Source organism: Siccirubricoccus phaeus, assembly GCF_008360935.1.
Classification (GTDB): domain Bacteria; phylum Pseudomonadota; class Alphaproteobacteria; order Acetobacterales; family Acetobacteraceae; genus Siccirubricoccus; species Siccirubricoccus phaeus.
Genome location: NZ_SRXO01000006.1, coordinates 160,905 through 182,434, shown reverse-complemented (window position 1 = coordinate 182,434; position 21,530 = coordinate 160,905). Strand labels below are relative to the sequence as shown.

The 21,530-nt window shown below is 70.6% G+C and carries 21 protein-coding genes; 7 read left to right on the top strand and 14 right to left on the bottom strand.

What is annotated here, in order from left to right; translation table 11 throughout:
- Positions 1-19 precede the first annotated feature (19 nt).
- Genes E5N76_RS31255 through E5N76_RS10880 form a run of 3 tightly spaced genes read right to left on the bottom strand, consistent with a single transcriptional unit; the run spans position 20 to position 4,583 of the window.
- Positions 20-1,120 (bottom strand): xanthine dehydrogenase family Fe-S subunit, encoded by a 1,101-nt coding sequence (locus tag E5N76_RS31255; RefSeq protein WP_149537322.1) that lies wholly within the window; start codon positions 1,118-1,120, stop codon positions 20-22.
- Complete coding sequence (locus tag E5N76_RS10885; RefSeq protein WP_149537321.1) at positions 1,117-1,941, bottom strand: FAD binding domain-containing protein; 825 nt, start codon at positions 1,939-1,941, stop codon at positions 1,117-1,119. The genes E5N76_RS31255 and E5N76_RS10885 overlap by 4 nt, the downstream gene beginning before the upstream one ends.
- Positions 1,938-4,583, bottom strand: coding sequence for a molybdopterin cofactor-binding domain-containing protein (locus E5N76_RS10880; RefSeq protein WP_149537320.1), 2,646 nt, complete (start codon positions 4,581-4,583; stop codon positions 1,938-1,940). Before E5N76_RS10880 ends, E5N76_RS10885 begins: the two co-directional genes overlap by 4 nt.
- Positions 4,584-4,697: 114 nt before the next feature.
- Between E5N76_RS10880 and E5N76_RS10875 the strand changes: the two genes are divergently transcribed.
- Positions 4,698-5,237, top strand: a complete 540-nt coding sequence (locus tag E5N76_RS10875; protein ID WP_207791940.1) for a MarR family winged helix-turn-helix transcriptional regulator — start codon at positions 4,698-4,700, stop codon at positions 5,235-5,237.
- Between the two features lie 79 nt (positions 5,238-5,316).
- On the opposite strand, the gene E5N76_RS30435 is transcribed toward E5N76_RS10875, so the two are convergent.
- Both E5N76_RS30435 and E5N76_RS30430 read right to left on the bottom strand, forming a co-directional pair.
- The gene (locus E5N76_RS30435) at positions 5,317-5,805 is read right to left on the bottom strand and encodes an aromatic-ring-hydroxylating dioxygenase subunit beta (RefSeq protein ID WP_235907657.1); all 489 of its coding nucleotides are present in this window, start codon (positions 5,803-5,805) and stop codon (positions 5,317-5,319) included.
- Positions 5,802-7,061 (bottom strand): aromatic ring-hydroxylating oxygenase subunit alpha, encoded by a 1,260-nt coding sequence (locus tag E5N76_RS30430; protein WP_235907656.1) that lies wholly within the window; start codon positions 7,059-7,061, stop codon positions 5,802-5,804. Before E5N76_RS30430 ends, E5N76_RS30435 begins: the two co-directional genes overlap by 4 nt.
- Positions 7,062-7,184: 123 nt before the next feature.
- Here E5N76_RS30430 and E5N76_RS10860 point away from each other — a divergent pair, with 123 nt between their 5' ends.
- Positions 7,185-7,556 (top strand): antibiotic biosynthesis monooxygenase family protein, encoded by a 372-nt coding sequence (locus E5N76_RS10860; RefSeq protein WP_149537317.1) that lies wholly within the window; start codon positions 7,185-7,187, stop codon positions 7,554-7,556.
- Between the two features lie 336 nt (positions 7,557-7,892).
- Here E5N76_RS10860 and E5N76_RS10855 read toward each other — a convergent pair whose 3' ends face one another.
- The 6 genes from E5N76_RS10855 to E5N76_RS10830 form a co-directional block, all read right to left on the bottom strand.
- Positions 7,893-8,852: a Bug family tripartite tricarboxylate transporter substrate binding protein gene (locus E5N76_RS10855; RefSeq protein ID WP_149537316.1), complete on the bottom strand. Its 960-nt coding sequence runs from the start codon at positions 8,850-8,852 to the stop codon at positions 7,893-7,895.
- A 38-nt stretch (positions 8,853-8,890) separates the two neighbouring features.
- Positions 8,891-10,360: a class I adenylate-forming enzyme family protein gene (locus tag E5N76_RS10850; protein WP_149537315.1), complete on the bottom strand. Its 1,470-nt coding sequence runs from the start codon at positions 10,358-10,360 to the stop codon at positions 8,891-8,893.
- Positions 10,357-10,767, bottom strand: a complete 411-nt coding sequence (locus E5N76_RS10845; RefSeq protein ID WP_149537314.1) for a PaaI family thioesterase — start codon at positions 10,765-10,767, stop codon at positions 10,357-10,359. Before E5N76_RS10845 ends, E5N76_RS10850 begins: the two co-directional genes overlap by 4 nt.
- On the bottom strand, positions 10,764-11,768 hold the full coding sequence (locus E5N76_RS10840) for a quinone oxidoreductase family protein (RefSeq protein ID WP_149537313.1): 1,005 nt from the start codon (positions 11,766-11,768) through the stop codon (positions 10,764-10,766). Before E5N76_RS10840 ends, E5N76_RS10845 begins: the two co-directional genes overlap by 4 nt.
- Before the next feature lie 208 nt (positions 11,769-11,976).
- Positions 11,977-13,011: an L-idonate 5-dehydrogenase gene (locus E5N76_RS10835; protein ID WP_149537312.1), complete on the bottom strand. Its 1,035-nt coding sequence runs from the start codon at positions 13,009-13,011 to the stop codon at positions 11,977-11,979.
- Complete coding sequence (locus E5N76_RS10830; protein ID WP_149537311.1) at positions 13,008-13,955, bottom strand: 2-hydroxyacid dehydrogenase; 948 nt, start codon at positions 13,953-13,955, stop codon at positions 13,008-13,010. Before E5N76_RS10830 ends, E5N76_RS10835 begins: the two co-directional genes overlap by 4 nt.
- Positions 13,956-14,001: 46 nt before the next feature.
- Here E5N76_RS10830 and E5N76_RS10825 point away from each other — a divergent pair, with 46 nt between their 5' ends.
- The gene (locus tag E5N76_RS10825; protein WP_149537310.1) at positions 14,002-14,766 is read left to right on the top strand and encodes an SDR family oxidoreductase; all 765 of its coding nucleotides are present in this window, start codon (positions 14,002-14,004) and stop codon (positions 14,764-14,766) included.
- Positions 14,767-15,029: 263 nt separating this feature from the next.
- Here E5N76_RS10825 and E5N76_RS10820 read toward each other — a convergent pair whose 3' ends face one another.
- Positions 15,030-15,977: an NAD(P)-dependent oxidoreductase gene (locus E5N76_RS10820; RefSeq protein WP_149537309.1), complete on the bottom strand. Its 948-nt coding sequence runs from the start codon at positions 15,975-15,977 to the stop codon at positions 15,030-15,032.
- Positions 15,978-16,208: 231 nt separating this feature from the next.
- On the opposite strand from E5N76_RS10820, the gene E5N76_RS10815 reads away from it, so the two are divergent.
- From E5N76_RS10815 to E5N76_RS10805, 3 genes are all read left to right on the top strand, one after another.
- A complete protein-coding gene (locus E5N76_RS10815; protein ID WP_149537308.1) occupies positions 16,209-17,381 on the top strand; it encodes a thiolase domain-containing protein in 1,173 nt (390 codons plus the stop codon).
- Positions 17,382-17,386: 5 nt separating this feature from the next.
- Entirely contained in the window at positions 17,387-17,785 is a 399-nt protein-coding gene (locus E5N76_RS10810; RefSeq protein ID WP_149537307.1) for a Zn-ribbon domain-containing OB-fold protein, read from the top strand.
- Between the two features lie 89 nt (positions 17,786-17,874).
- Positions 17,875-18,567, top strand: a complete 693-nt coding sequence (locus E5N76_RS10805; protein WP_235907655.1) for a Crp/Fnr family transcriptional regulator — start codon at positions 17,875-17,877, stop codon at positions 18,565-18,567.
- Positions 18,568-18,798: 231 nt separating this feature from the next.
- Here the strand turns inward: E5N76_RS10805 and E5N76_RS29470 are convergent, their stop codons facing one another.
- Positions 18,799-19,107: a hypothetical protein gene (locus E5N76_RS29470; protein WP_187830102.1), complete on the bottom strand. Its 309-nt coding sequence runs from the start codon at positions 19,105-19,107 to the stop codon at positions 18,799-18,801.
- Positions 19,108-19,167: 60 nt separating this feature from the next.
- On the opposite strand from E5N76_RS29470, the gene E5N76_RS10800 reads away from it, so the two are divergent.
- Positions 19,168-20,046 carry a LysR substrate-binding domain-containing protein gene (locus tag E5N76_RS10800; protein WP_187830101.1) on the top strand — a complete coding sequence of 293 codons (879 nt, stop codon included), beginning with the start codon at positions 19,168-19,170 and terminating at the stop codon, positions 20,044-20,046.
- A gap of 123 nt (positions 20,047-20,169) precedes the next feature.
- On the opposite strand, the gene E5N76_RS10795 is transcribed toward E5N76_RS10800, so the two are convergent.
- Positions 20,170-21,357: a thiolase family protein gene (locus E5N76_RS10795; protein ID WP_149537304.1), complete on the bottom strand. Its 1,188-nt coding sequence runs from the start codon at positions 21,355-21,357 to the stop codon at positions 20,170-20,172.
- Positions 21,358-21,530 lie beyond the last annotated feature (173 nt).

The following is a 21,530-nucleotide window of genomic DNA, read 5'->3' as shown; positions in this document are numbered from 1 at the left end:
GGCCCCTGGAACCCTTGAGTCAGCGCCGGAACAGGCGGCTGCGCAAAATCCCCCACAGCAGCGCCAGCACGCCGATGGGGCGGGCCGGCGGCGGCGTCTCGCCGGCGATCAACGCCTCCAGATTGCGGGCGAAATCCTGCGCCACGCGGCGCACCACGTCGCGCACCAGGCCCGCGCGGTTGAACTGGGCGAGGCCGCCGGTCAGGCGCCAGCCCAGCGTCACCTCCACCTCGCTGCCGCCCGGCGCCGGCAGGAGCTGCCAGGCGATCTCGCCCTCGGCCCGGCTGCCGGTGCCGGCATCGCCGCCCTGGCCGCGCAGCCGACCAGCGCGGGCGGCGGCATCCAGGGCCACCTCGCCGCTGCCGGCGAAGCGGGCGCGGATCGGGCCGAGAGCGACGGCCACGCTGCCGGTGACCCGGTCGCCCTCAACCCGGTCCAGCACCGCGCCGGGCAAGCAGGCGGCAAGGCGCGGCAGATCGGAGAGCACCGCCCACACGGCATCGGGCGGGGCGGCGATGGCGACGCGCTCCGTCAGGCTGTTGCCGCCACCGGAGGGGGCGGGCCGCGGCGCCGGGGCGGCAGCCGGCGCCGCCGCTTCCGGCTGGGCCATGCGCCTCGCCTCCGGCACCAGCGGCACCGCGGCGGGCTGCGGCGCCCGGCCCGCCGCCACGGCCTGCACCGCCGCGACGATGCCGACATAGCCGGTGCAGCGGCAGAGATTCCCCGCCAGCTCCTCGCGCAGCCGCGCTTCCGGGATCTCGCCCAGCCGCAGCACGACATCCCGCGCCGTCACCAGCATCCCCGGAGTACAGAAGCCGCATTGCAGCGCGTGGTGCGCGGAAAAGGCCTCGCGCAGCGCCGCCATGGTAGGGTCGGCGTCGAAGCCCTCGATGGTCGTCACCGCACTGCCCTCGCAATCCACCGCGAAGGCGAGGCAGGCGCGCTGCGGCTTGCCGTCGATGAGCAGGGTGCAGGCGCCGCAGACGCCCTGCTCGCAGCCCAGATGCGTGCCGGTGAGGTTGAGCTGCTCCCGCAGCGCATCCGCCAGATGGGTGCGCGGCTCCACCAGCAGGGTGGCGGGGTCGCCGTTCACTGTGAGGGCGACGGGGCGCGGCCTCATGCGCCCGCAAGCCCGGCCAGGGCACGGCGCAGCGCGACCAGACGCAGCGCCTGCTCCGCCGCCGGCAGATGCGCCAGGCGCAGCGCGACCTCCTCCGGCAGCGCCGCCCCCGCCGCTGCCGCGCCGCTGGCGAGCAGCGCTGCGCTGCTCTCCGGCAGCAGGACCGGCGGGCCGTCCACCGCGCCGGCGACGATGCGCGCCAGGCCTCGCCCAGGATCCAGCACGGCGATGCCGATGGCCTTGGCAAATTCGCCCGTCTTGCGGCAGATCTTGTGGTAGCCCCAGCGCGCCTGCGGGCTCAGGCGCGGCAGTTCCACCGCCTCCAGCACCTCGTCCTCGGCGAGGTCGGTGGCGAAGGCGCCGTGGCAGAATTTCTCCACGGCGAGGCGGCGCTGCTCGCCGGCCCTGCCCTCGATGGTCACCGTGGCGCCGAGGCCGACCAGGGTGGCGAGCCAATCCGCCGCGGGATCGGCATGCGCCAAGCTGCCGCCGATGGTGCCGCGGTTGCGCACGGCGCGATAGGCGATGCCGTGCGCGACATGGCGCAGCAGGCCACGCGTGGAATCCTCCACCACGCCATCCTCGATCTCCGCATGGGTCCAGCCGGCGCCGAGGCGGAGCATCCGTGCATCCGCCGCCAGCGCGCGCAGCGCCGGGATGCGCTTCACATCCACCAGCCGCCGTGGCCTGGCGAGGCGGAGGTTCAGCATCGGCCCCAGCGACTGGCCGCCCGCCAGCAGCCGCGTTTCGCCCTCCGCCAGCAGCGCCGCCGCCTCGCCGATGCTGGCGGCGCGGAGGTGTTCGAAGGCAGCCGACTTCACGACGCGTCGCGCGCCGTTGCGCGCGCGGAGAGGGTCTGCGCCGTTGCGCGCACGGGGAGGGTCTGCGCCGTTGCGCGCACGGGGAGGGTCTGCGCCGTTGCGCACGCGGGGAAGGTCTGCGCCGTTGCGCGCGCGGGGAAGGTCTGCGCCGTTGCGCGCGCGGGGAAGGTCTGCGCCGTTGCGCGCGCGGGGAAGGTCTGCGCCGTTGCGCGCGCGGGGAAGGTCTGCGCCGTTGCGCGCGCGGGCAGGGCTTGCGCCTCTGTGCGCGTGGGCAGGGCTTGCGCCTCTATGCCTACGGCAGCGGCTTGCGCCTTGGCCAGCGCCGCCAGGATGCGCGCCGGCGAGGCAGGAATATCCGCCAGCACCGCACCGAGCGGCGAGAGCGCGTCATTGATGGCGTTCACCAGCGCGCCCGCCGGGGCGATGGCGCCGCCCTCCCCCACCCCCTTGATGCCATGCGCCGTATGCGGCGAGAGCGTCTCGCTGTGGCGGATGCGGAAGCGCGGCAGCTCCGCCGGGCCGGGCAGCAGATAGTCCAGCAGCGTCGCGGCCAGAGGCTGGCCCGCGGCATCATAGGGGCTTTCCTCGAACAGCGCGGTGCCGACGCCTTGCGCGGCGCCGCCATAGGTCTGCCCCTCGACGATCATCGGGTTGACCATGCGGCCGCAATCCTCGGCGATGCAGTAGTCGAGGATCTCGACCAGCCCGGTCTCGGCATCCACGGCGACCTTCGCGGCGTGGCTGGCGAAGGAGAAGACGCCGTTGTCGGTGGCTGGCTTGTAGGCCTCGGTCGCTTCCAGCCCGCCGCTGTCCACGCCTTCCGGGAGCTGGTCCGGCCGCATATACCAGACTCGGCCGATATCGGCGTAGGAGAGGCTGGCGGCGCCGGCATGGATGCGCCCTTCGGCGAAGGTCAACACAGCCGGATCCGCCTGCAGCAGATGCGCGGCAATGGCGCGGATGCGCCCCGCCACCACCTCCGCGGCGCGGGAGACGGCACCGCCCGCCATGACGATGCCGCGCGAGGCATAGGCGCCGGTGGAAAAGGGCGTGGTCGCGGTATCGCCCAAGGTCACGCGGATATCGGCGAAGGGCACGCCCGTCATCTCATGCGCGAGCTGCGCCAGCGTGGTTTCCAGCCCCTGGCCGATGGTGTGGATGCCGGCCTTCACCTCCAGCGCGCCATCGGGCGTGAGCTTCACGCTGGCCTGGTCATAGCCCGGCACCAGCGGCAGGCCCCAGGCGGCGAAGACCTTGGTGCCGTGTGCGGATTGCTCGGTATAGGTGGCGAAGCCGATGCCGAGCCAGCGGCCGCGCGCGTCGCGCTTCGGGCCCGCGCGGAATTCCTCCAGCCCGATCATCTCCCGCACCGTGGCGAGCGAGGCGGGGTAGTCGCCGCTGTCGTAGTGCTTGTTCGTGACGTTCACATAGGGCATCGCCGCACCCGGCACGAGATTCTCCGCCCGCACATCCGCCGCCTCCCGCCCGACCGCGCGGGCGATGGCGTCGATCGTCAGCTCGATGGCGAAGCACACCCCCGGCCGCGCCACGCCGCGATAGGGGGCGAAGGGCGGCTTGTTGGTGGCGACGGAGAAGACCTTGCAGCGATAGGCGCGGAAGTCGTAGGGGCCGGGGAGGTTGCCGCCGGCCTGCGCCGCTTCCAGCACGGCGGTGAAGGGCCAGACGGAATAGGCGCCGGTATCCACCTCCACCTCCGCATCCAGCCCCAGCAGGCGGCCGCGCCGGTCCGCATAGGCCGTCAGCTTGTAATGGTGCTGGCGGGCATTGGCGCCGGCGGTCAGATGCTCGCGGCGATCCTCCACCCAGCGGAAGGCCGCCTTGCGCGTCAGCGCCAGCCAGGCAACGGCGATCTCCTCCGGCTGCAGCAGGCATTTATAGCCGAAGCCGCCGCCCACATCCGGCGGCGCCACCCGTACCATGGCCTGCGGAATGCCCAGCACCTCCGCCAGCCCCGCGCGAATGAGATGCGGCACCTGGGTGGAGCTGTGCACCACGAGCTGCGCCGCGCGATGGTCCCAGAAGGCGACGACGCCCTTGCCCTCCATCGGATGCATCGCCTGCCGGGCGCAGGAGAGATCCAGCTCCACCTTCACCGGCGCGGTGGCGGCGACCTCGGCGATGCCGGTGTCGATGGTGGTCTGCAGGAAGAGGTTGTCGCCCCACTGCTCATGCAGCAGCGCGGCGCCGGGGGCGCGGCCTTCGGCGCAGCTCGTCACTGGCGGCAGCTCGGCGAATTCCACCTCCACCAGCTCCGCCAGATCCTCCGCCGCGGCGCGGCTGGGCGCGACGCACATGGCGATGATCTCACCGACATAGCGCACCCTATCCGCCGCCATCACCGGCCATTCGGAAAGCTTGTAGCCGGGGATGGCGGAGCGGGTGACGATGGGCGCGACGCCGGCGAGGTCATCCAGGAAGAAAATACGCCCTTCCATCCCTGCCGGCCGGCGGCGGGAGAGGATGCGCGCATGCGCCACCGGGCTGCGCAGGAAGGCGACATCCTGCATGCCGGCGATGCGGATATCGCCGACGAATTGCCCGCGCCCGGCCAGGTGCCGCGCATCCTCCTTGCGGCGGACCCGGGCGCCGATGCCCTCTCCCTGAACCGGCAGTCCGTCCATCTGCTGCTCCCGGCCGAATAGGGGGTATGCTGATTATGTCGCCTGCGCCCGTCAATCCGATTTGTCGGGAAGGCCGCTACGGACTACTGTGCCGCCATGCGAGGCAAAGGCGGCATGGCGCAAGGCAGCAGCGCGGAAGCAGCGGCAGCAACGGTCGCCGAGGCGGTTCAGGACCCGGAGCTGCGGCAGCTCATGGAACGCCTGCCGCTCTGGCGCCGGCCGGGCTTCCTGGTGCGGCGGCTGCACCAGATCCATACGGCCATCTTCGCCGAGGAATGCCAGCATTACGAAATCACCCCGGTGCAGTACGCGGTGCTCACCACGCTGTCCCTGCGGCCGGGAATCGATCAGGCGGGGCTGGCCCAGGAAGTGGGCATCGACCGCACCAATGTGGCGGATGTGCTGGCACGGCTGGCGCAGCGCGGGCTGGTGAAGCGGCAGCGCAACGCAGCGGACCGCCGGGCGGTGCTGGCGCGGCTGACGCCCGAGGGGGAGAAGACGACCCGGGCGATGCTCGCCGCCATGCGCAGGGCGCAGGAACGCTTCCTGGAACCGCTGGACGCGGCGGAGCGGGAGCAATTCATGGCGCTGCTGCTGCGGCTGGTGGATGCGAACAATGGCAGCGGGCGGGCGGCGCTGGGCCCGGCGGCCTGAGGGGAGCTCTGCTCCCTCGTTGGACGCAGTGCGTCCAACCCCCTCGCCAAAGGCCCGAAGGGCCTCTGGAAACCATGAGTTAAACGGGAATGCACAGGGCCGTCGGGATCAGCAGGTTGTCGTAGATGCAGCGGCGCTCGCGCAGCTTCAGCGCCCTGCCTTCGCGGACGAAGACATCGCGGTATTCGCCCATTTGCAGCACGCGCGCCTCGGGGCGGTCGGTCAGCACCTCGAACACCACGAAATTGGCCCGAGCGGCCACCTCGCCCTCGCCCGGCGTAACGCTGAGATTCGACACCATGTGCCGCAGGTAGCGCGGCCCGAACATCGCCGTCTTCAGCAGGGCGAAGGCGCGGTCCTGGATCATGCCGCGCCCCTCGCAATAGATCAGGCCGACCGGCTGGTTGCGCTCGAAATTCTCCCGGCTGATGACGGTGTAGAACCCGTCCTCGGCGAAGCACTGCACCCAGGCTTCCAGATCCTGGCGGTCCAGCAGCGCACAGTATTCGGTGTTGAAGGCTTCGATCTCGGCGCGCAGCAGCAGCGCTTCCAGGCGCGGATCGGTCACAGCCCCATCACCTCGCGCCAATGGCGGTACATGGCGCGGATGGCGGATTCGGAAATCAGGGTCTCCGAGGTGCCGAAGGGCGTCTCCGGATCCAGCGCCACGTAATGCTCCTTGCCCGGGACGCGCAGCATGCCGTCCTGGACGAATTTGATGGCCTCGTTGTCCTCCAGGCCGAGGAAGCCGGCCGGGCCCATGAGGTTGCCCTGGCGCAGCCGGTGCCGCGTCATCTCCTCGCTGTCGCCCGCGAAGCCGAACATGGTCCATTTCATGATGAACTCGTTCGGCCCCTGCGGGATGAGCTGGCGGATGCCCAGCGTGTTCATCTCCCGCTGCACGATCAGGTTCGGCCAGATCGTCGCCATGGTCACGGACCATGGGCTGTCGAATTCGTCGACGAATTCCATCATCCGCGGATCGGCGAGCCGCATGCCTTCGCGATAGGCGCGCATCTCCGCCTTGTCCTCGGCCTTCAGCTTGCTCGGGTCGGATTTCGCGCTGCACATCACACCATGGCGGCCGGAGCTGTCCGCCAGCATCAGCGACTTGTTCCCCGCCACCAGCAGCCCGAAGGCGACCAGGAAGGTGTGCAGCAAGGTGGCGTGGTAAGGGTCCTTCAGGTTCTCGTGGTACAGCTTCCAATTGCCTGGCAGGCTGTGCCGGTAGTGGCCCAGCACCACCAGCTTGCGGCCATCGAAGGTCGCCTCGAATTCCCGCATCACCTCGGCGCCGAGATACTCGGCCAGCGGTTCCATATCGGCGGCATAGCTGGCGAAGACGACGCCACGATGGGTGGTGACGGCAAGCTGGCGCGGGTTGTGCTCGCTTGGCCTGAATTCCTTCGGCATGCCGCCCTTGCCGGCGACGCCGCGGCGGAAGGGCACGCCCTGCAGACTGCCCTTCAGGTCATAGGTCCATTGGTGATAGGGGCAGACGAACTCCTTCACATTGCCCGTCAGCTCCCGGCAGAATTCCGCCGCGCGATGCGCGCAGCGATTCTCGAACACCGCAATGGAGCCATCCTTGGCGCGGGAGACGACGACCGGCGTCGGCCCGACATTGCTGCGGATGAAGTCGCCAGGGTTCGGGATCTCCGCCTCCAGCGCCACGTAATTCCAGCAGCGCCCGTGGAAGATCCGCTCCACCTCCCGCTCATAGACCCATGGGTCGGTATAGACCCAGTCGGGGATGCGGTTCAGGTCGTCGCCCGGCCAGACATAGCGGCCAGGCATGGGCGTGAGCTCGGGGGAGATGTCCATCGGGGTGTGTCTCCGGCGATTACTCAGTATGCCCCGCTTTTTTGCCCGAAGCAACGGATGCCGCATTGCGCGCCGCCGGCGCCGCGGCATAGCCTTGCCGCATCACCCTTGCGGAGAGCCCCCATGGCCCAGGAACCGCTGGCGACGCGCGGCAACTTCCTCCACATCTATGATTTCCGGGTGACACCGGGGAAGGAAGCGGAGTTCATCCGCCTCTTCGAGGAATTCGACTACGGCCCGGACAACCCGATGCACAAATCCTCGGCCCAGGTGAAGGACGGCGTGCTGTGCCGGGACACTACCGATCCGCAGCGCTTCTTCCTCATCGCCGAATGGGCGAGCATCGAGAAGCACGCCGCCATCCTGCCCATCCTGAAGGAGATGAAGCCCGCCTTCATCCAGCACATCGAGGGCGGGCCGGCGGCCTTCAAGCCGAAATACGTGGAAGTCGTCTCCTCCACGCCGGATGAGATCCTGAAGAAGGCGCAGGGCTAGCGTCCTGCCCGCGAAGCTCGCCGGATTTCCAGCGAACGCAGCGGACAAGCAGGCCACTAAAAAGCAAGGCTGGTGGCCCGAGAACGAAGCCCGCAGGACTGCGGAAGCGGGATATTAGAGCGTGATCGGTTGAGGTCGAATCGACCGAAACCGTGAATCACGCGACCGAACAATGAGCTAGAGCGGGGCGGGTGAGCGCAGCTCAACCGATCCCGCTCTAGCGCGCGATCGCTTTCGGTGGAATCGCCGAAAGCGTGACGCACGCGACCGGACAAGAACCCTGGAGCATGGGCCGTGAGCGCAGGCGAATGGCTCATGCTCCAGGGCGTGGCGGCGTCAGTCCAGCCTGGCCAGCTTGCCCTGCGCCACCATGCCCTGCCAGCGCGCCACCTGTTCGCGGTACCAGGTGCCGAAGGCCTGGCCATCCTGCGGCAGCGGCACCGCGCTGGCCTGGGCCAGGCGTTCCTGCACGGCGGGCGAGGCGATGGCGTGGCGCAGCGCCGCTTCCAGCTTGTCCCGCGCCGCCTCCGGCGTGCCGGTGCGGGCGAAGAAGCCGAACCAGGTGAGGAATTCGTAGCCCGGCAGCCCCTGCTCCGCGATGGTCGGCACGCCGGGAAAGGCGCCGGCCCGCGCCGTCGCGGAGATGCCAATGGCGCGCACCGCCCCCGCCACCGCCTGCGGCGCGGAACTGCCCATCACATCCAGCAGGAAGCTGATGCGCTGCGCGATCAGGTCCGGATAGACGGCGCCGGAGCCGCGATAGGGCACATGCGTCATCTCCACCCGCGCCTCCGAGGCGAGCAGCGCGCCCGCCAGATGGCTGCCGGTGGCCGGGCCGCTGCTGCCATAGGAGATCTCGCCCGGCCGCGCCCGCGCCGCGGCCAGCAGATCCTCGACGCTGCGGAAGGGGCTCTCCGGCGAGACGATCAGCAGGCTCGGGATGGCGCCGAGCCCGGCCACCGGCACCAGCTCCTTCACCGGGTCGAAGGGGATGTTCTGCAGCGCCGGCGCGGTGGAGAGGGAGATGGAGGCGAAGAGCAGCGTATGCCCATCCGCCCGCGCCGTATTCGCCACATAGGCGGCGCCGATATTGCCGCCGGCGCCGGGGCGCAGCTCGATGACGACGCTCTGGCCCAGTACCTCCGACATGACGGGGCCGATGGCGCGGGCCAGCACATCGGCGGAGCCCCCCGGCGCATAGGGCACGATCATGGTGACCGGCCGGTCGGGGAAGCCTTGGGCAAAAGCCGGCGCGGCCAGCAGGGCCGGCGCAGCAAGAAGGGTCCTGCGATGCATGCTCCATCTCCCCGGCGACGGGTGACGGCGCTTCGTCCCTAAGCCTCGGCGAGATTCTTGGCCGCCAGCGCGGCGAGCTGTGCCTTGTCGATCTTGTTCGTGCCCATCAGCGGCAGCGCGTCCAGGAACCAGATGCGGCGCGGATGCATGTAGGCAGGCGCGTTCGCCAGCGCATGGGCCTTCAGCGCGGCCTCATCCACCGGCGCGCGGCGCACGACGAAGGCGACCGGCTTGGTGCCCTTGATGTCGTCCGGCACGGGGATGACGGCCGACTGCTCCACGGCGGGGTGCGTCTCCAGCACCTTCTCCACCTCGCTGGGAAAAATATTCTCGCCGCCGGAGATGAACATGTCGTCCACCCGGCCGACGACGGTGAAGAAGCCGTTCTCGTCGCACCGGAAGACGTCGCCGGTGACATAGAACCCGTCCGGCGTCAGCGGCGGCTTCAGGTCGGGGCGGTTCCAGTAGCCATTCATCAGCGCCGGGCATTTCTGCTCCAGCACGCTGTCGGCGTTGAGGCGGAGCTGCACCGCGGGATGCGGGTAGCCGACGGAAAGCGGCGGCGTCGGGATACCCTGCGGATGCGGGCCGAACACCACCGGCCCGGCTTCCGTGGTGCCGTAGCCGTTCACGAATTTCGCCTGTGGGAAGGCTGCGTTGATCGCCGCCAGCAGCGCCGGCGAGACGGGGGCGGAGCCGCAGCGGACATGGCGCACGCTGCTGGTATCCGTCGCCGCCAGCGTCTCGCGCTCCTGCAGCAGCATGGCCATCATCGGCGGCACGCCGGTGATCCAGGTGGCGCGGTGGTTGCCGATGGCGCGGATATAGGCCTTGGCCTCGAAGGCTGGCAGCAGCACCACGGTGATATGCGCGGCGGAGCAGAGCTGCGCCAGCGCCAGCCCGTTCATGTGGTAGAGCGGCGCGGCGATCAGCGCGCGCTCTTCCGACATATCCGCGCCGGCCAGGCGCTGCTCCACCACCCAGAGATGCGATTGGTGGGAGAGCACCACGCCCTTCGGCCGCCCGGTGGAGCCGGAGGTGTAGAGGAAGAGCGCGGGCTCGCGCTCCTCCGGCAAGATGGCGGTGAAGGCGCCGGGGTCCAGCAGCGCGTCCCATGCGGCGCTGCCGAAGGTGATGGCGGAGAGGTCGGCGGGCACGGCGGTGCGGCGGGCCTCGTCGCACAGCACCAGGGAGACGCCGGCATTGTGCAGCACGTAATCCACCGTGGCGGGCGGGAAGCGGTAATTCACCGGCACCGCCACCAGCCCGGCCCGCATGGCGCCATGCGCCGTGGCGAGGAACTCTGTGGAATTCGCCGCCAGGATGCCGACCCGGTCGCCGCGCTTGAGGCCATGCCGCAGCAGCCCGCGCGCCGCCGCATTGGCCAGCGCATCCATCTCCGCATAGGAGATGTGGCGTGGCGCGGCGCCGGAGAGGTCGATCAGCGCCGTCTTCCCCGGGTCCTTCCCCGGGTCGATGAGGGCGCCGAGATTGGTAAAGCCCGTCACTTCGGCGGCGCGGTCAGGTAGGTGCCGCGGCCGGAGGCGCAGAGCTTGCCGTCCAGGTCGAAGATCTGCGCTTCCGCCGCCGAGACCATGCCGCCCTGGCGGATGACCTTGCCCTTGCAGATCAGATCGCCCGGCATGGCGGCGCGGTGGTAGTCCACGCGCATATCGACGGTCGGGATCCCCCGCCCGAGTTCCACGCCCAGCGCCCAATCGGCGGCGAGATCGACCAGCGCCGCCAGGATGCCGCCATGGGTGTAGCGGCGATCCGGGTTCACCACCCATTCCTCCCGCCAGGTGGCGCGGATGGTGATCTCGCCCTGCCCCACCTCCTCCACCTTCAGGCCGAGCCATTGATGGAAGGGCGCGCGGGTGAGGAGCTTCTGCGCTTCCTCGATGCTGATCGTCATGGCGTCACCACCACCTTGCCCATCACCTTGCGGTCGCGGATCAGCGCCAGCCCCTCGGCGGCCTTTTCCAGCGGCACCACGGTGTCGATGACGGGCTGCATCTCGCCGCGCTGGATCATGCCCAGCAGGCTCTCGAAATCCTCGTTGTAGAAGCTGTTGCTGCCGATGACCTGCAGCTCGAAGGTCCAGATGAAGCGGAGGTCCTCCTTCGGATCGAAGCCCGCCGTCGCGCCGCAGACCAGGATCTTGCCGCCGCGCTTCACGCAGCGCAGGCCGGGGCCCCAGGTCTCGCCGCCGGTGTAGTTGATGAGGACATCGACGCCGCCCTCATAGCTGCGGCGCTGCGGCTTGCCGAAGCGCTCGACGGCCCATTTGGAGAAATCGACCTCGTTGTAATTGATCGCCTCGTCGGCGCCGATTTCCTTCAGGCGCTCGCATTTCTCCGCACTGCCGGCGGCCGCGACGACATAGGCGCCGAGCTGCTTCGCCAGCAGCACGCAGCCGGTGCCGACGCCACCCGAGGCGCCGAGGATCAGCACCTTGTCCCCCGCCTTGATCGTCTTGTGCGTCACGATCATCCGGTGCGCCGTGCCATAGGCGACGGGCAGCGAGGCGGCCTGCTCGAAGCTCACGCCCTCCGGGATACGGATGAGCTGGTCGGCCTCAACCAGGCAGTATTCCGCCATGCCGCCATCCAGCATCTCGCCCATCAACCCCTTCTTCCGGTTGATGGGATTGACCATGACGCGGGTGCCGGCGGCCCAGCCGGAGACGCCCTCTCCCACTTCCGTAATTTCGCCGGCCATGTCGAGGCCGATGACGACCGGCATCGGCACCTTGATGCCGGGCATGCCCTTCACGGTGAAGACGTCATGGTAGTTGAAGGAGGAAGCACGAACGCGAATCACCACCTGGCCGGGGCCGGGCTTGGGCGTCGGGTAATCAGCTTCCAGCGTCAGGCGGTCGAGATCGCCGTGCTGGCGCAGGACAAGGGCACGCATCTTCGGTGAGGGTCCTTCCCGGGTTGGCCCGGGAGAGTGGGGCAGAGGGGCTTGGGGATCAAGGTGGGGGTCGAGGGAGGCTCTGCCTCCCTCTCGCATCGGACGCAGTGCGTCCGATCCGCCAAAGGCCGAAGGGCCTTTGGAAGGCAGGAGTCTGGCACCTCGACCGTCATGCCCAAGGAGGGAAGCAACGCTCGCCCTCAAGGCCCTAGAAGGCCAATTGCACCTTCATCGCCCTGCCACGGTCGCCGGCCAGCTCGAAGGCCGCCACCGCCTCCCCCGCCGGCAGCGTCGCCGACAGCAAGGGCAGCGGGTCGATATCGCCGCGCGCCAGCACCTCCACCGCCAGGGCGAATTCCTCATGGAAGCGGAAGGTCCCCCGCAGCGTGATCTCCTTCGCCACCAGCACGGAAAGCGGCAGGGGCACGTCGCCGCCCAGGCCAAGCTGCACCAGCACCGCCTGCGGCCGCGCCGCCTGGATCGCCGCCGCCAGCGCCGCGCCGCTGCCGGAGGCCTCGAACACCACGTCGAAATGCCCCTTCTCCAGGCTGTAGGGCGCCAGCGCCTCCGGGTCCTCATGCAGGGCGATGGTGCGGTCCGCACCCATCCGGCGGGCGAAGAGCAGCGGCGCGGCGTGCAGATCGGTCGCCACCACCTCCCGCGCCCCGGCATGGCGGGCGGCGGCGATGGCGAGGCAACCGATCGGCCCCGCCCCCATCACCAGCACCCGCGCGCCCAGCAACGGCCCGGCCTGGCGCACCGCATGCAGCACCACGGCAAGCGGCTCGGCAAAGGCCGCCAGCTCCAGCGCCATGCCTTCCGGCAGCTTCACCGCCCGCTCCGCCTCGCAGACCAGATGGCCGATGAAGCCGCCCTGCACATGCGGCAGCCGCATGGCGCTGCCGTAGAAGCGCATCTCCAGGCAGTGATTGGCCCGGCCGGCCAGGCAATGCCGGCAGGCGCCGCAGGCCAGGCTGGGGTTCACCGCCACCGCATCCCCCACCGCGAGCCTGTCCACGCCCGGCCCCAGCGCGGCGACGCGGCCCGCCACCTCGTGCCCCAGCACCATCGGCTCCCGCAGCCTGACCGTGCCGAAGCCGCCATGCTGGTAGTAATGCAGGTCGGAGCCGCAGATGCCGCCACGGACGATGCCGATGGCGATCTGCCCGGGGCCGGGCGCCGCTGCCTCCCGCGCTTCCAGCCGCAGATCGCGCGGCCCGTGGATGACGACGGCCTGGGTCATGGCCTGATCTCCGTCGGCAAGGGCTGACCGGCGAAATGCGCGGCCAGGTTGGCCTGCATCAGGGCGCCCATGGCCCTGCGCGTCTCCACCGTGCCGCTGGCGGCGTGCGGCGCCAGCAGGACGTTCGGCAGGGTGGTGAATTCCGGGTCGATCCCCGGCTCGTTGCGGAAGACGTCGAGGCCGGCGAGCGCAATCCGCCCCTGCCGCAGCGCCGCCAGCAGCGCCGCTTCATCCACGCAGCTTCCGCGGGAGACATTGACGAAGATCGCTCCCGGCGGCAGGGCCTCGATCGCCGCCCGGTCGATCAGCCCTTCCGTCGCGGCGCCGCCCATGGCGCAGCAGATCATGATCTCGCAATGCGGGGCCAGGGCGGCGGGGGTGGGGTGGTAGGCATAGGGGACGTCAGGCTTCGGGGTGCGGCCGCTATAGGCGATGGTCATGCCGAACCCCTCCGCCCGGCGGGCGACGGCGCGGCCGATGCGGCCGAGGCCGACAACGCCCAGGCGCCGCCCCCAGACACGGGTGGTGAGGGGCATGGAGCACTCCCGCCCCCAGCGCCCGTCGCGCACCCAGGCATCGGCCTGCGGGATCTGCCGCGCGACGCCGAGCAGCAGGGCGAAAGCCATGTCGGCCACGTCCTCCGTCAGCACGTCCGGGGTGTTGGTCACGGGGATGCCCCGGGCGGCGCACCAGGCGCGGTCGATGGCATCCACCCCGACGCCGTAGCAGGCGACGATCCCGAGCTGCGGCAGCCGCTCCATCAGCGCGGCGCTGGCGCCGATCTCGCCCTTGGTGACGATGCCGCTGATGCGCGGGGCGCAGGCGGCCAGCAGCGCCTCCGGGTTTTTCGCGCCGTAGAGCAGGTGCAGGGTGTAGCGCCCGGCCATCGGGTCGAGATCCCAATCGGGCAATTCGCCCATCACCAGCAGCTCTGGCTTGTCCATGGCCGTTTCCCCTGCTTCCCTGCCGGGCCTTTACGGGGAGAACGCCATGTCGCTCAAGCTTTTCGACCTGACCGGCAAGCGGGCGCTGGTCACCGGCTCCTCCCAGGGGATCGGGCTGGCCCTGGCGCGCGGCTTGGGCGCCGCCGGCGCCGCGGTGGTGCTGAACGGGCGGGATGCGGCGAAGCTGGAACGGGCGGCGGAAGGGCTGCGGGCCGAGGGGCTGAAGGTGGCGATCGCCGCCTTCGACGTGACCGACAGCGCTGCCGTGGAAGCCGGCGTGGCGGCGGTGGAGGCCGGTGGCCAGATCGACATCCTCTGCAACAACGCCGGCGTCAACCTGCGCGGGCTGCTGCACGAGATGCCGGACGAAACCTGGCACACGGTGATCGCCACCAACCTGCACAGCGCCTTCTACTGTGCCCGGGCGGTGGCGCGCGGCATGGTGGCGCGGGGGCGGGGCAAGATCATCAACACCTGTTCGGTGATGAGCATGCTGGGCCGCCCCACCACCGGCCCCTATACCGCCACCAAGGGCGCCATCGGCATGCTGACCAAGGCGATGTGCGCCGACTGGGCGAAGCACGGGCTGCAATGCAACGGCATCGCCCCGGGCTATTTCAGCACGGAGCTGACGGCGCCGCTCAGGGCCAATGCCGAGTTCAACGACTGGCTCTGCCAGCGCACCCCGGCCGGGCGTTGGGGGGAGCTGCCGGAGCTGGTGGGGGCGGCGATCTTCCTCGCCTCGGATGCCTCCTCCTACGTCAACGGCCACCTGCTCTATGTGGATGGCGGGCTGACCAGCGTGGTGTAGGCATCGCCACCATCGAATGTCGTCGGCTGAAGGCGACTTGAGGCGCCTTCGACACCGAAGGCGACCATTCGCGAACGCCATGGCCCGGATTTCGTGTCGAGGATGCCGCGCAGCGGCACCCCGCCTCGCGCGGCTGCGTCCTTGACACGAAATCCGGACCATGGCCTGGGCTTGAGGTGTGCTCGGTCGCGCCGGAGGCGCGCCTCTGGCGCGACGTCGAGCGCACGCAGAAGCGTGCCTCGGCCGACGACCTCGGCAAGGCTTCAGGGAATTTCCCATCGCAGCGGGCGCCCGGCGAAGAAGCAGTCCAGGCTCTCCTCCAGCGTCGCCTGCTGCGCCGCCTGCGCGGCGTAGGAAAGCGCTGCCATATGCGGCGTCAGCACCACATTGGGCAGTGCCCGCAGCCGCTCCGGCACATGCGGCTCCTCCGCATAGACATCGAGGCCCGCACCGGCGATCACCCCCTCCTCCAGCGCCTGGCAGAGCGCCGGCTCATCGACGATGACGCCGCGGGCGACATTGACCAGCACGCCCTCCCGCCCCAGCGCCTCCAGCACCTGGCGGTTGACGCTGCCGCGGGTCTCCGGGCTGGCGCGGGTGGCGACGACCAGCACATCCGCCCATTCGGCGAGGCCCAGCAGCGTGGGGAAATAGGCGTAATCCACGCCGGGATGGGGCGCGCGGCCGTGATAGCCGATCGCCATCTCGAACCCCGCGGCGCGTCGCGCCACCCGTTCCCCGATGGCGCCAAGCCCATAGACGCCCAGCCGCTTCCCCTCCAGCCCCGGCACCAGCGGCATGCGGTCGATGCGCAGGCTGGTCCAGCCGCCGCTGCGCACCAGCCGGTCCCCCGCCAGGATCGCCCTGGCGGTGGCGAGGACCAGCCCCATGGCGAATTCCGCCACCGCCGTCGCATTGGTGTCCCGCCCATGCGTCACCCGGATGCCCCGCGCCGCGACGGCGTCCCGGTCCACCCCCTCAATGCCGGTGCCGTAGCAGCAGACCAGTTCAAGCCGCGGCAGGGCGGCCAGCAGGGCGGCATCCGTCGCGAAGCCCCCCAGCGTGACCAGGGCCCGGGCGCCGGCGGCCTCCGGCGGCACCGCCTCCGGCACGACCCGCTCCAGCGGCCCCAGCACCTCGTACCGCCCGACCAGGCGGGCGACCAGATCCGCCGGCAGGGGCATGGCGAGAAGGATCGGGGGTTTCGGCATCGTCACCTCTCCTCGCCTGCTGCATGGCAGCATGCGGCCCGGGACCCGGCCGCGCAAGCGGCGCCAGGCGGGCGCCGGCACGGGGGGGGGCGGCCATTCCGCCCGGCCTTGCCGCCGCCCGCGCCGCCCGCCGGCCGCAACGCCGCGGCGCCATGCTTGACGCCGGCCGCGCCACAGGGAAGGCTGCGCCGCATTCGATAGCTAGCGAATGAAGGGAGAGGGCCAGAGCCCATGAGCATCAGCGGCAAGGCCTATATCGTCGGGGCCTATGAGCACCCGACCCGGAAGGCCGACGACAAATCCGTGGCGCAATTGCATGCCGAGGTCGCCTATGGCGCGCTGCAGGATGCCGGCCTGACCAAGGACGATATCGACGGCTATTTCTGCACCGGCGCCGCCCCCGGCCTCGGCCCGCTGAACATGGCGGACTACCTTGGCCTGACCAAGCTGCGGCACCTGGACAGCACCGATGTCGGCGGCTCCTCCTACGTGCTGCATGTGGGGCATGCGGCGGAAGCCATCGCCCTCGGCCTGTGCAACATCGCGCTGGTGACGCTGGCCGGCCGGCCGCGCGCCGAGGCGATGGCCACCGGCACCGCGCCGCGCACCTGGGGCGCCAACGTCCCGGACGACCCCTTCGAAATCCCCTATGGCCGCACGGTGGCGAATGCCTACGCCATGTGCGCCATGCGCCACATGTATGAATTCGGCACCACCTCCGAGCAGCTCGCCTGGATCAAGGTCGCCGCCTCCACCCATGCGCAGTACAACCCGCATGCGATGCTGCCGAAGGTCGTGACCGTCGAGGATGTGGTGAACTCCCCGATGATCTCGGACCCGCTGCATCGGCTGGATTGCTGCGTCATCTCCGATGGCGGCGGCGCGCTGATTCTGGCGCGGCCGGAGATCGCCAAATCGCTGAAGCGCCCGCTGGTGAAGGTGAAGGGCCATGGCGAGGCGACCAAGAACCAGAATGCCGGCTACACGGATCTCACCTATTCCGGCGCCCGCTTCTCCGGCCCCCGCGCCTTCGAGGAAGCCGGGGTGACGCCGCAGGACATCCAGTACGCCTCGATCTATGACAGCTTCACCATCACCGTGCTGATCCAGCTCGAGGATCTCGGCTTCTGCGAGAAGGGCCAGGGCGGGAAATTCGTCGCCGACGGCAACCTCATCAGCGGCGTCGGCAAGCTGCCCTTCAACACGGATGGCGGCGGCCTCTGCAACAACCACCCGGCCAATCGCGGCGGCATGACCAAGGTGATCGAGGCGGTGCGGCAGCTCCGCGGCGAGGCGCATCCGAAGGTGCAGGTGCCGGGCTGCACCCTGGCGCTGGCGCATGGCACGGGCGGGCTGCTCGGCACCCGCCATGGCAGCGCGACCGTGGTCCTGGAGAGGGAGTGAGACAGATGGCAACGCCTGCTTCCAACCGCGCCCTGCCCGCCATCCAGGTGGACCCGACCAACAAGCCCTATTTCGACGCGGCCCGCGAGGGCAAGCTGCTGATCGGGCTGTGCAAGGATACCGGGAAGTATTTCTGGTATCCGCGCGGCTGCTCCCCCTTCACCCTCTCCAACAACGTGGAGCTGGTGGAGGCGAAGGGCACCGGCACCATCTACACCTATACGGTGATGCGGACGAAGGAGCCCTACTGCGTCGCCTATGTGGAGCTGGAAGAGGGCGTGCGCGTCTTCACCAACATCGTCGATTGCGACCTGGACGCGGTGCGCATCGGCCAGAAGGTGAAGGTGGTGTTCAAGCCCACTACCGGGGATAGTCCGCCGGCCACCATGTTCACGCCGGCGTGACCCGGCGGGGGCGGCTTCGTTGCACGCTTTGGCGAGCGCCGTCGCCGCCCCTTGCCGGCTGACACGGAATTTGCATGTGCTCCGCCGCCATGCAGTCGATCGAACGCCTCCCCTTCTTCCGCGCCTTCAGCCCCGAAGCCCTGGCGCCGCTGCAGGCGGCCGCGAGCTGGCGGAGCTTCGAGGCCGGCCAGGTGGTGGTGGAAGGCGGCGACGCGACGCAGGAGGTGTTCTTCCTGGCGGAGGGCGTCGTGCGGGTGCTCGGCCGCACCTCCGGCGGGCATGAGCTGATCCTGAACGAGCTGAAGGCCGGCGACATGGTGGGCGAATACGCCGCCATCGATGGCGGGCCGCGCTCCGCCGCGGTGGTGGCGCTGACCCGCACGCGGCTCTGCGCCCTGCCCTCCGCGCCCTTCATGGCCTTCGTGCTGGCGACGCCGGCGGCGGCGCTGGAGCTGCTGCGGATGCTGACGGCCCGGGTGCGGGAACGCGATGCCCGGCTGATCGAGCTGGTGGCGCTGCCGGTGCGGCTCCGCCTTGCCTCGCTGCTGCTGCGGCTGTCGCGGCCGCGGGCGGCGGGCGGGCGGGTGATCTCCCCGCCGCCGCCGCATCACGAGCTGGCGGCGCGCATCGGCACGCGGCGGGAGGTGGTGAGCCGCATCCTCTCCCAGATGCAGCGGGAGGGGCTGCTGAGCTCCGACCGCAGGGCCATCGCCCTGCCGCAGCCGGAGATGCTGGCGGCGGCGGTGGAGGCGGGGTTCCAGCAGGCTTCGGGCGGGGGGTAGGGCGTGTTCGGTTGCGGTCGAATCGGCCGAAGCCGTGAATCGCGCGATCATTCGATGCGCTGGGGCGGGTGAGCGACGCTCAGCCGATCCTGCTTCAGGGGTCGCCGGCCATCGGGCCGGGACGATCCACGGGGCCAGGGCGCCGTGGCGCGCGTGGGGGCGCCGGCGCATGCATCCAACGGGCGAAGCCACCGACGACGCACCCCGCATGACCTCCGGCGGTAAAGCGCCTTACCGCCGCCAGCAGGGCCGTGCGGCATAGGCGGCCAGCGCGGCGCGGCTGGTGCCGAAATCCGCCAGCACCGCGTCCGGCTCCCGCAGCAGGGCATGCAGAGCCGCCCGCCAGCGGGCCCGGCGCCACCACAGCAGCGGCCAGGGAAGGCCATCCCGCTCGAACCCCGGGGCTGTGAGATTTTCGCCTGGGCCGGCCGCGTCCGACCGCTGCGGGCGCCGCGGCCGTCGCGCGGCCAGCACCACCACCTTCCCCGGGGCTGTCTCCGCTTCTGCCTGCATCGCCATGCTCCGCTGCGGCCTCTTCATGCCGCGTGCCGGCTTGTCGTGCATCCGAGTTCGGCGCAGCATGCTGTGCGGAACGCTCACATGCCCCGCCGCCGCCTGCCGCCCCTCTCCGCCCTGCCGGCCTTCGAGGCCACGGTACGCCTGGCCTCCATGAGCCGCGCCGCGGAGGAGCTGGGCCGCACCCACGGCGCCGTCAGCCGCCAGGTGCGGGCGCTGGAGGAGGCGCTACGCCTAACCCTGCTGGACCGCAGCGCGCCGGGGCTGCGGCCGACCCGGGCGGGGGCGGAGCTGTTCTCCGCCGTCAGCACCGCCTTCGCCACGCTGGAGGGTGCGCTGGAGCGGCTGGCACCGCGGGACGGGATGCAGGCGGTGCGGCTGGCCTGCGGCTCCACCTTCGCGGCGCGCTGGCTGGTGCCGCGGCTGCCGCGCTTCTACGCGCTGCATCCGGGGATTTCCGTCTCCCTCGTCATGGTCCGCCGCAGCTTCCAGGAGAGCGAGGAATTCGACGTGGCGACGAGCTGGGACCGGCTGGGCTATGCCGCGCCCAAGGGGCGGCATGTGCATGTCATCGGCGAGGCGCGGCTGGCAGCGATCGCGGCGCCCGCCCATGGCGCGCGCTGCGCGGGCGGGGTGCTGGAGGCGGAGTGCCGGCTGGTGGCGGAGACTACCATGCCGACGGCCTGGGACGCCTTCGCTGCGCGCTGCGGCCTGGCGCTGGCGACGCGGCGGGAAATGCGCTTCCCGCATCTGCACCATTGCATCGAGGCGGCGCTCTCCGGCCTCGGCGTCGCGCTGGTGGAGGAAAGGCTGGTGGAGGAGCACCTGGCGAGCGGCAGGCTGGTGGTGCTGGGGGAGGTGCTGCGCTTTCCGGAGGGGTTCGTGGCGATCGAGAACCGCCAGCGAGGGCCAAGTGCGGCGGTGCGGAAGCTGGTGGGGTGGTTGCGGACGGAGCTGTGTTGAGACGGGCTCTGCCCCTCTCGAACCCCCGCCCGTTTCCGGTGCGACGGTCCAGACGCCAAACTCAAGGTTTCCAAAGGCCCTTCGGCCTTTGGCGGGAGGAGTTTGAGGAGGGCAGAGCCCTCCTCAATGCGCGGTCTCCAGCGCCAGCGCGATCCCCTGCCCACCCCCGATGCACAGCGTCACCACGCCCCGCCGCAGCCCGTCCCGTCGCATGGAATGCACCAGCCGCGTCACCAGCACTGCCCCGGTGGCGCCGATCGGGTGGCCATGCGCGATGGCGCCGCCCTCCACATTGATGATGTCCTCCGGCAGGCCGAGTTCCTGCGCCACCGCCAGCGGCACTGCCGCGAAGGCCTCGTTGATCTCGATCCGCTCGATATCGGCCAGCGACCAGCCAGCCCGCGCCAGCGCCTGCCGCACCGCCGGCACCGGGCCCAGGCCGAACAGCCCCGGCTCCACCGCCGCCACGCCATAGGCCACCAGCCGCGCCGCCGGCGCCAGGCCCAGGCGTTCCGCCGTGTCCCGCGCCGTCACCAGCATCGCCGCCGCGCCGCTGTTCAGCCCCGGCGCATTCCCGGCGGTGATGGTGCCTTCCGGCCGGAAGGCCGGTTTCAGCTTCGCCAGCACCTCCACCGTGGTGTCCGGCCGCGGCGCCTCATCCTGGGCGAAGCGCGTCTCGGCCTTGCCGGCCTTCACCGTCAGCGGCAGGATTTCCGCCGCGAAACGCCCCGCCGCCTGCGCCTTGGCAAAGCGCTGCTGCGACCGCGCCGCCCATGCATCCTGCCGCTCCCGCGAAAGCTGCGCGCGGGTGACGAGATCCTCGGTATGCCAGCCGGAATGCTGGCCGGAGAAGGCATCGTTCAGCCCATCCGTCAGCACGCTGTCGAGGATCTCCGCCGGGCCCATGCGGTAGCCCCAGCGGCCATTGCCGAGCAGGTAGGGCGCGCGGTCCATATTCTCCATGCCGCCGGCGACCATCACCTTCGCCTGGCCCAGCGCCACCTCCTGCGCCGCGCTGACAATGGCCTGGGCGCCGGAGCCGCAGACGCGGTTGACCGTCATCGCTGGCACCGCCACCGGCAGCCCGCCGCCGATCGCCGCCTGGCGGGCCGGATTCATCCGGTTGCCCGCCTGCACCACATTGCCGAGGATGGCGCCATCCACCTGCTCCGGCGCCAGCCCGGCGCGGGAGAGCGTCTCCCGCACCACCGCCGCGCCCAGATCGGTGGCGGGGGTGCCCTTCAGGCTGCCGTTGAAGGCGCCGATGGCGGTGCGCACGGGGTGGCAAAGGACGATTTCTGCCTGGCTCATGCTCCGGTCTCCTGTCCCGCTGGCTTGAGATGATGGTTATCATATCATCCAGGTCAAGCGGAGGCCCGCGGAACCGGCCCCGCCTGACGCGCAACCCAGCCCCCACCTCGACAATGGGATGACGGCCGCCATAGCATCGCCACCCAACCCGGGCGGCGACCGCCCCCGGCAGG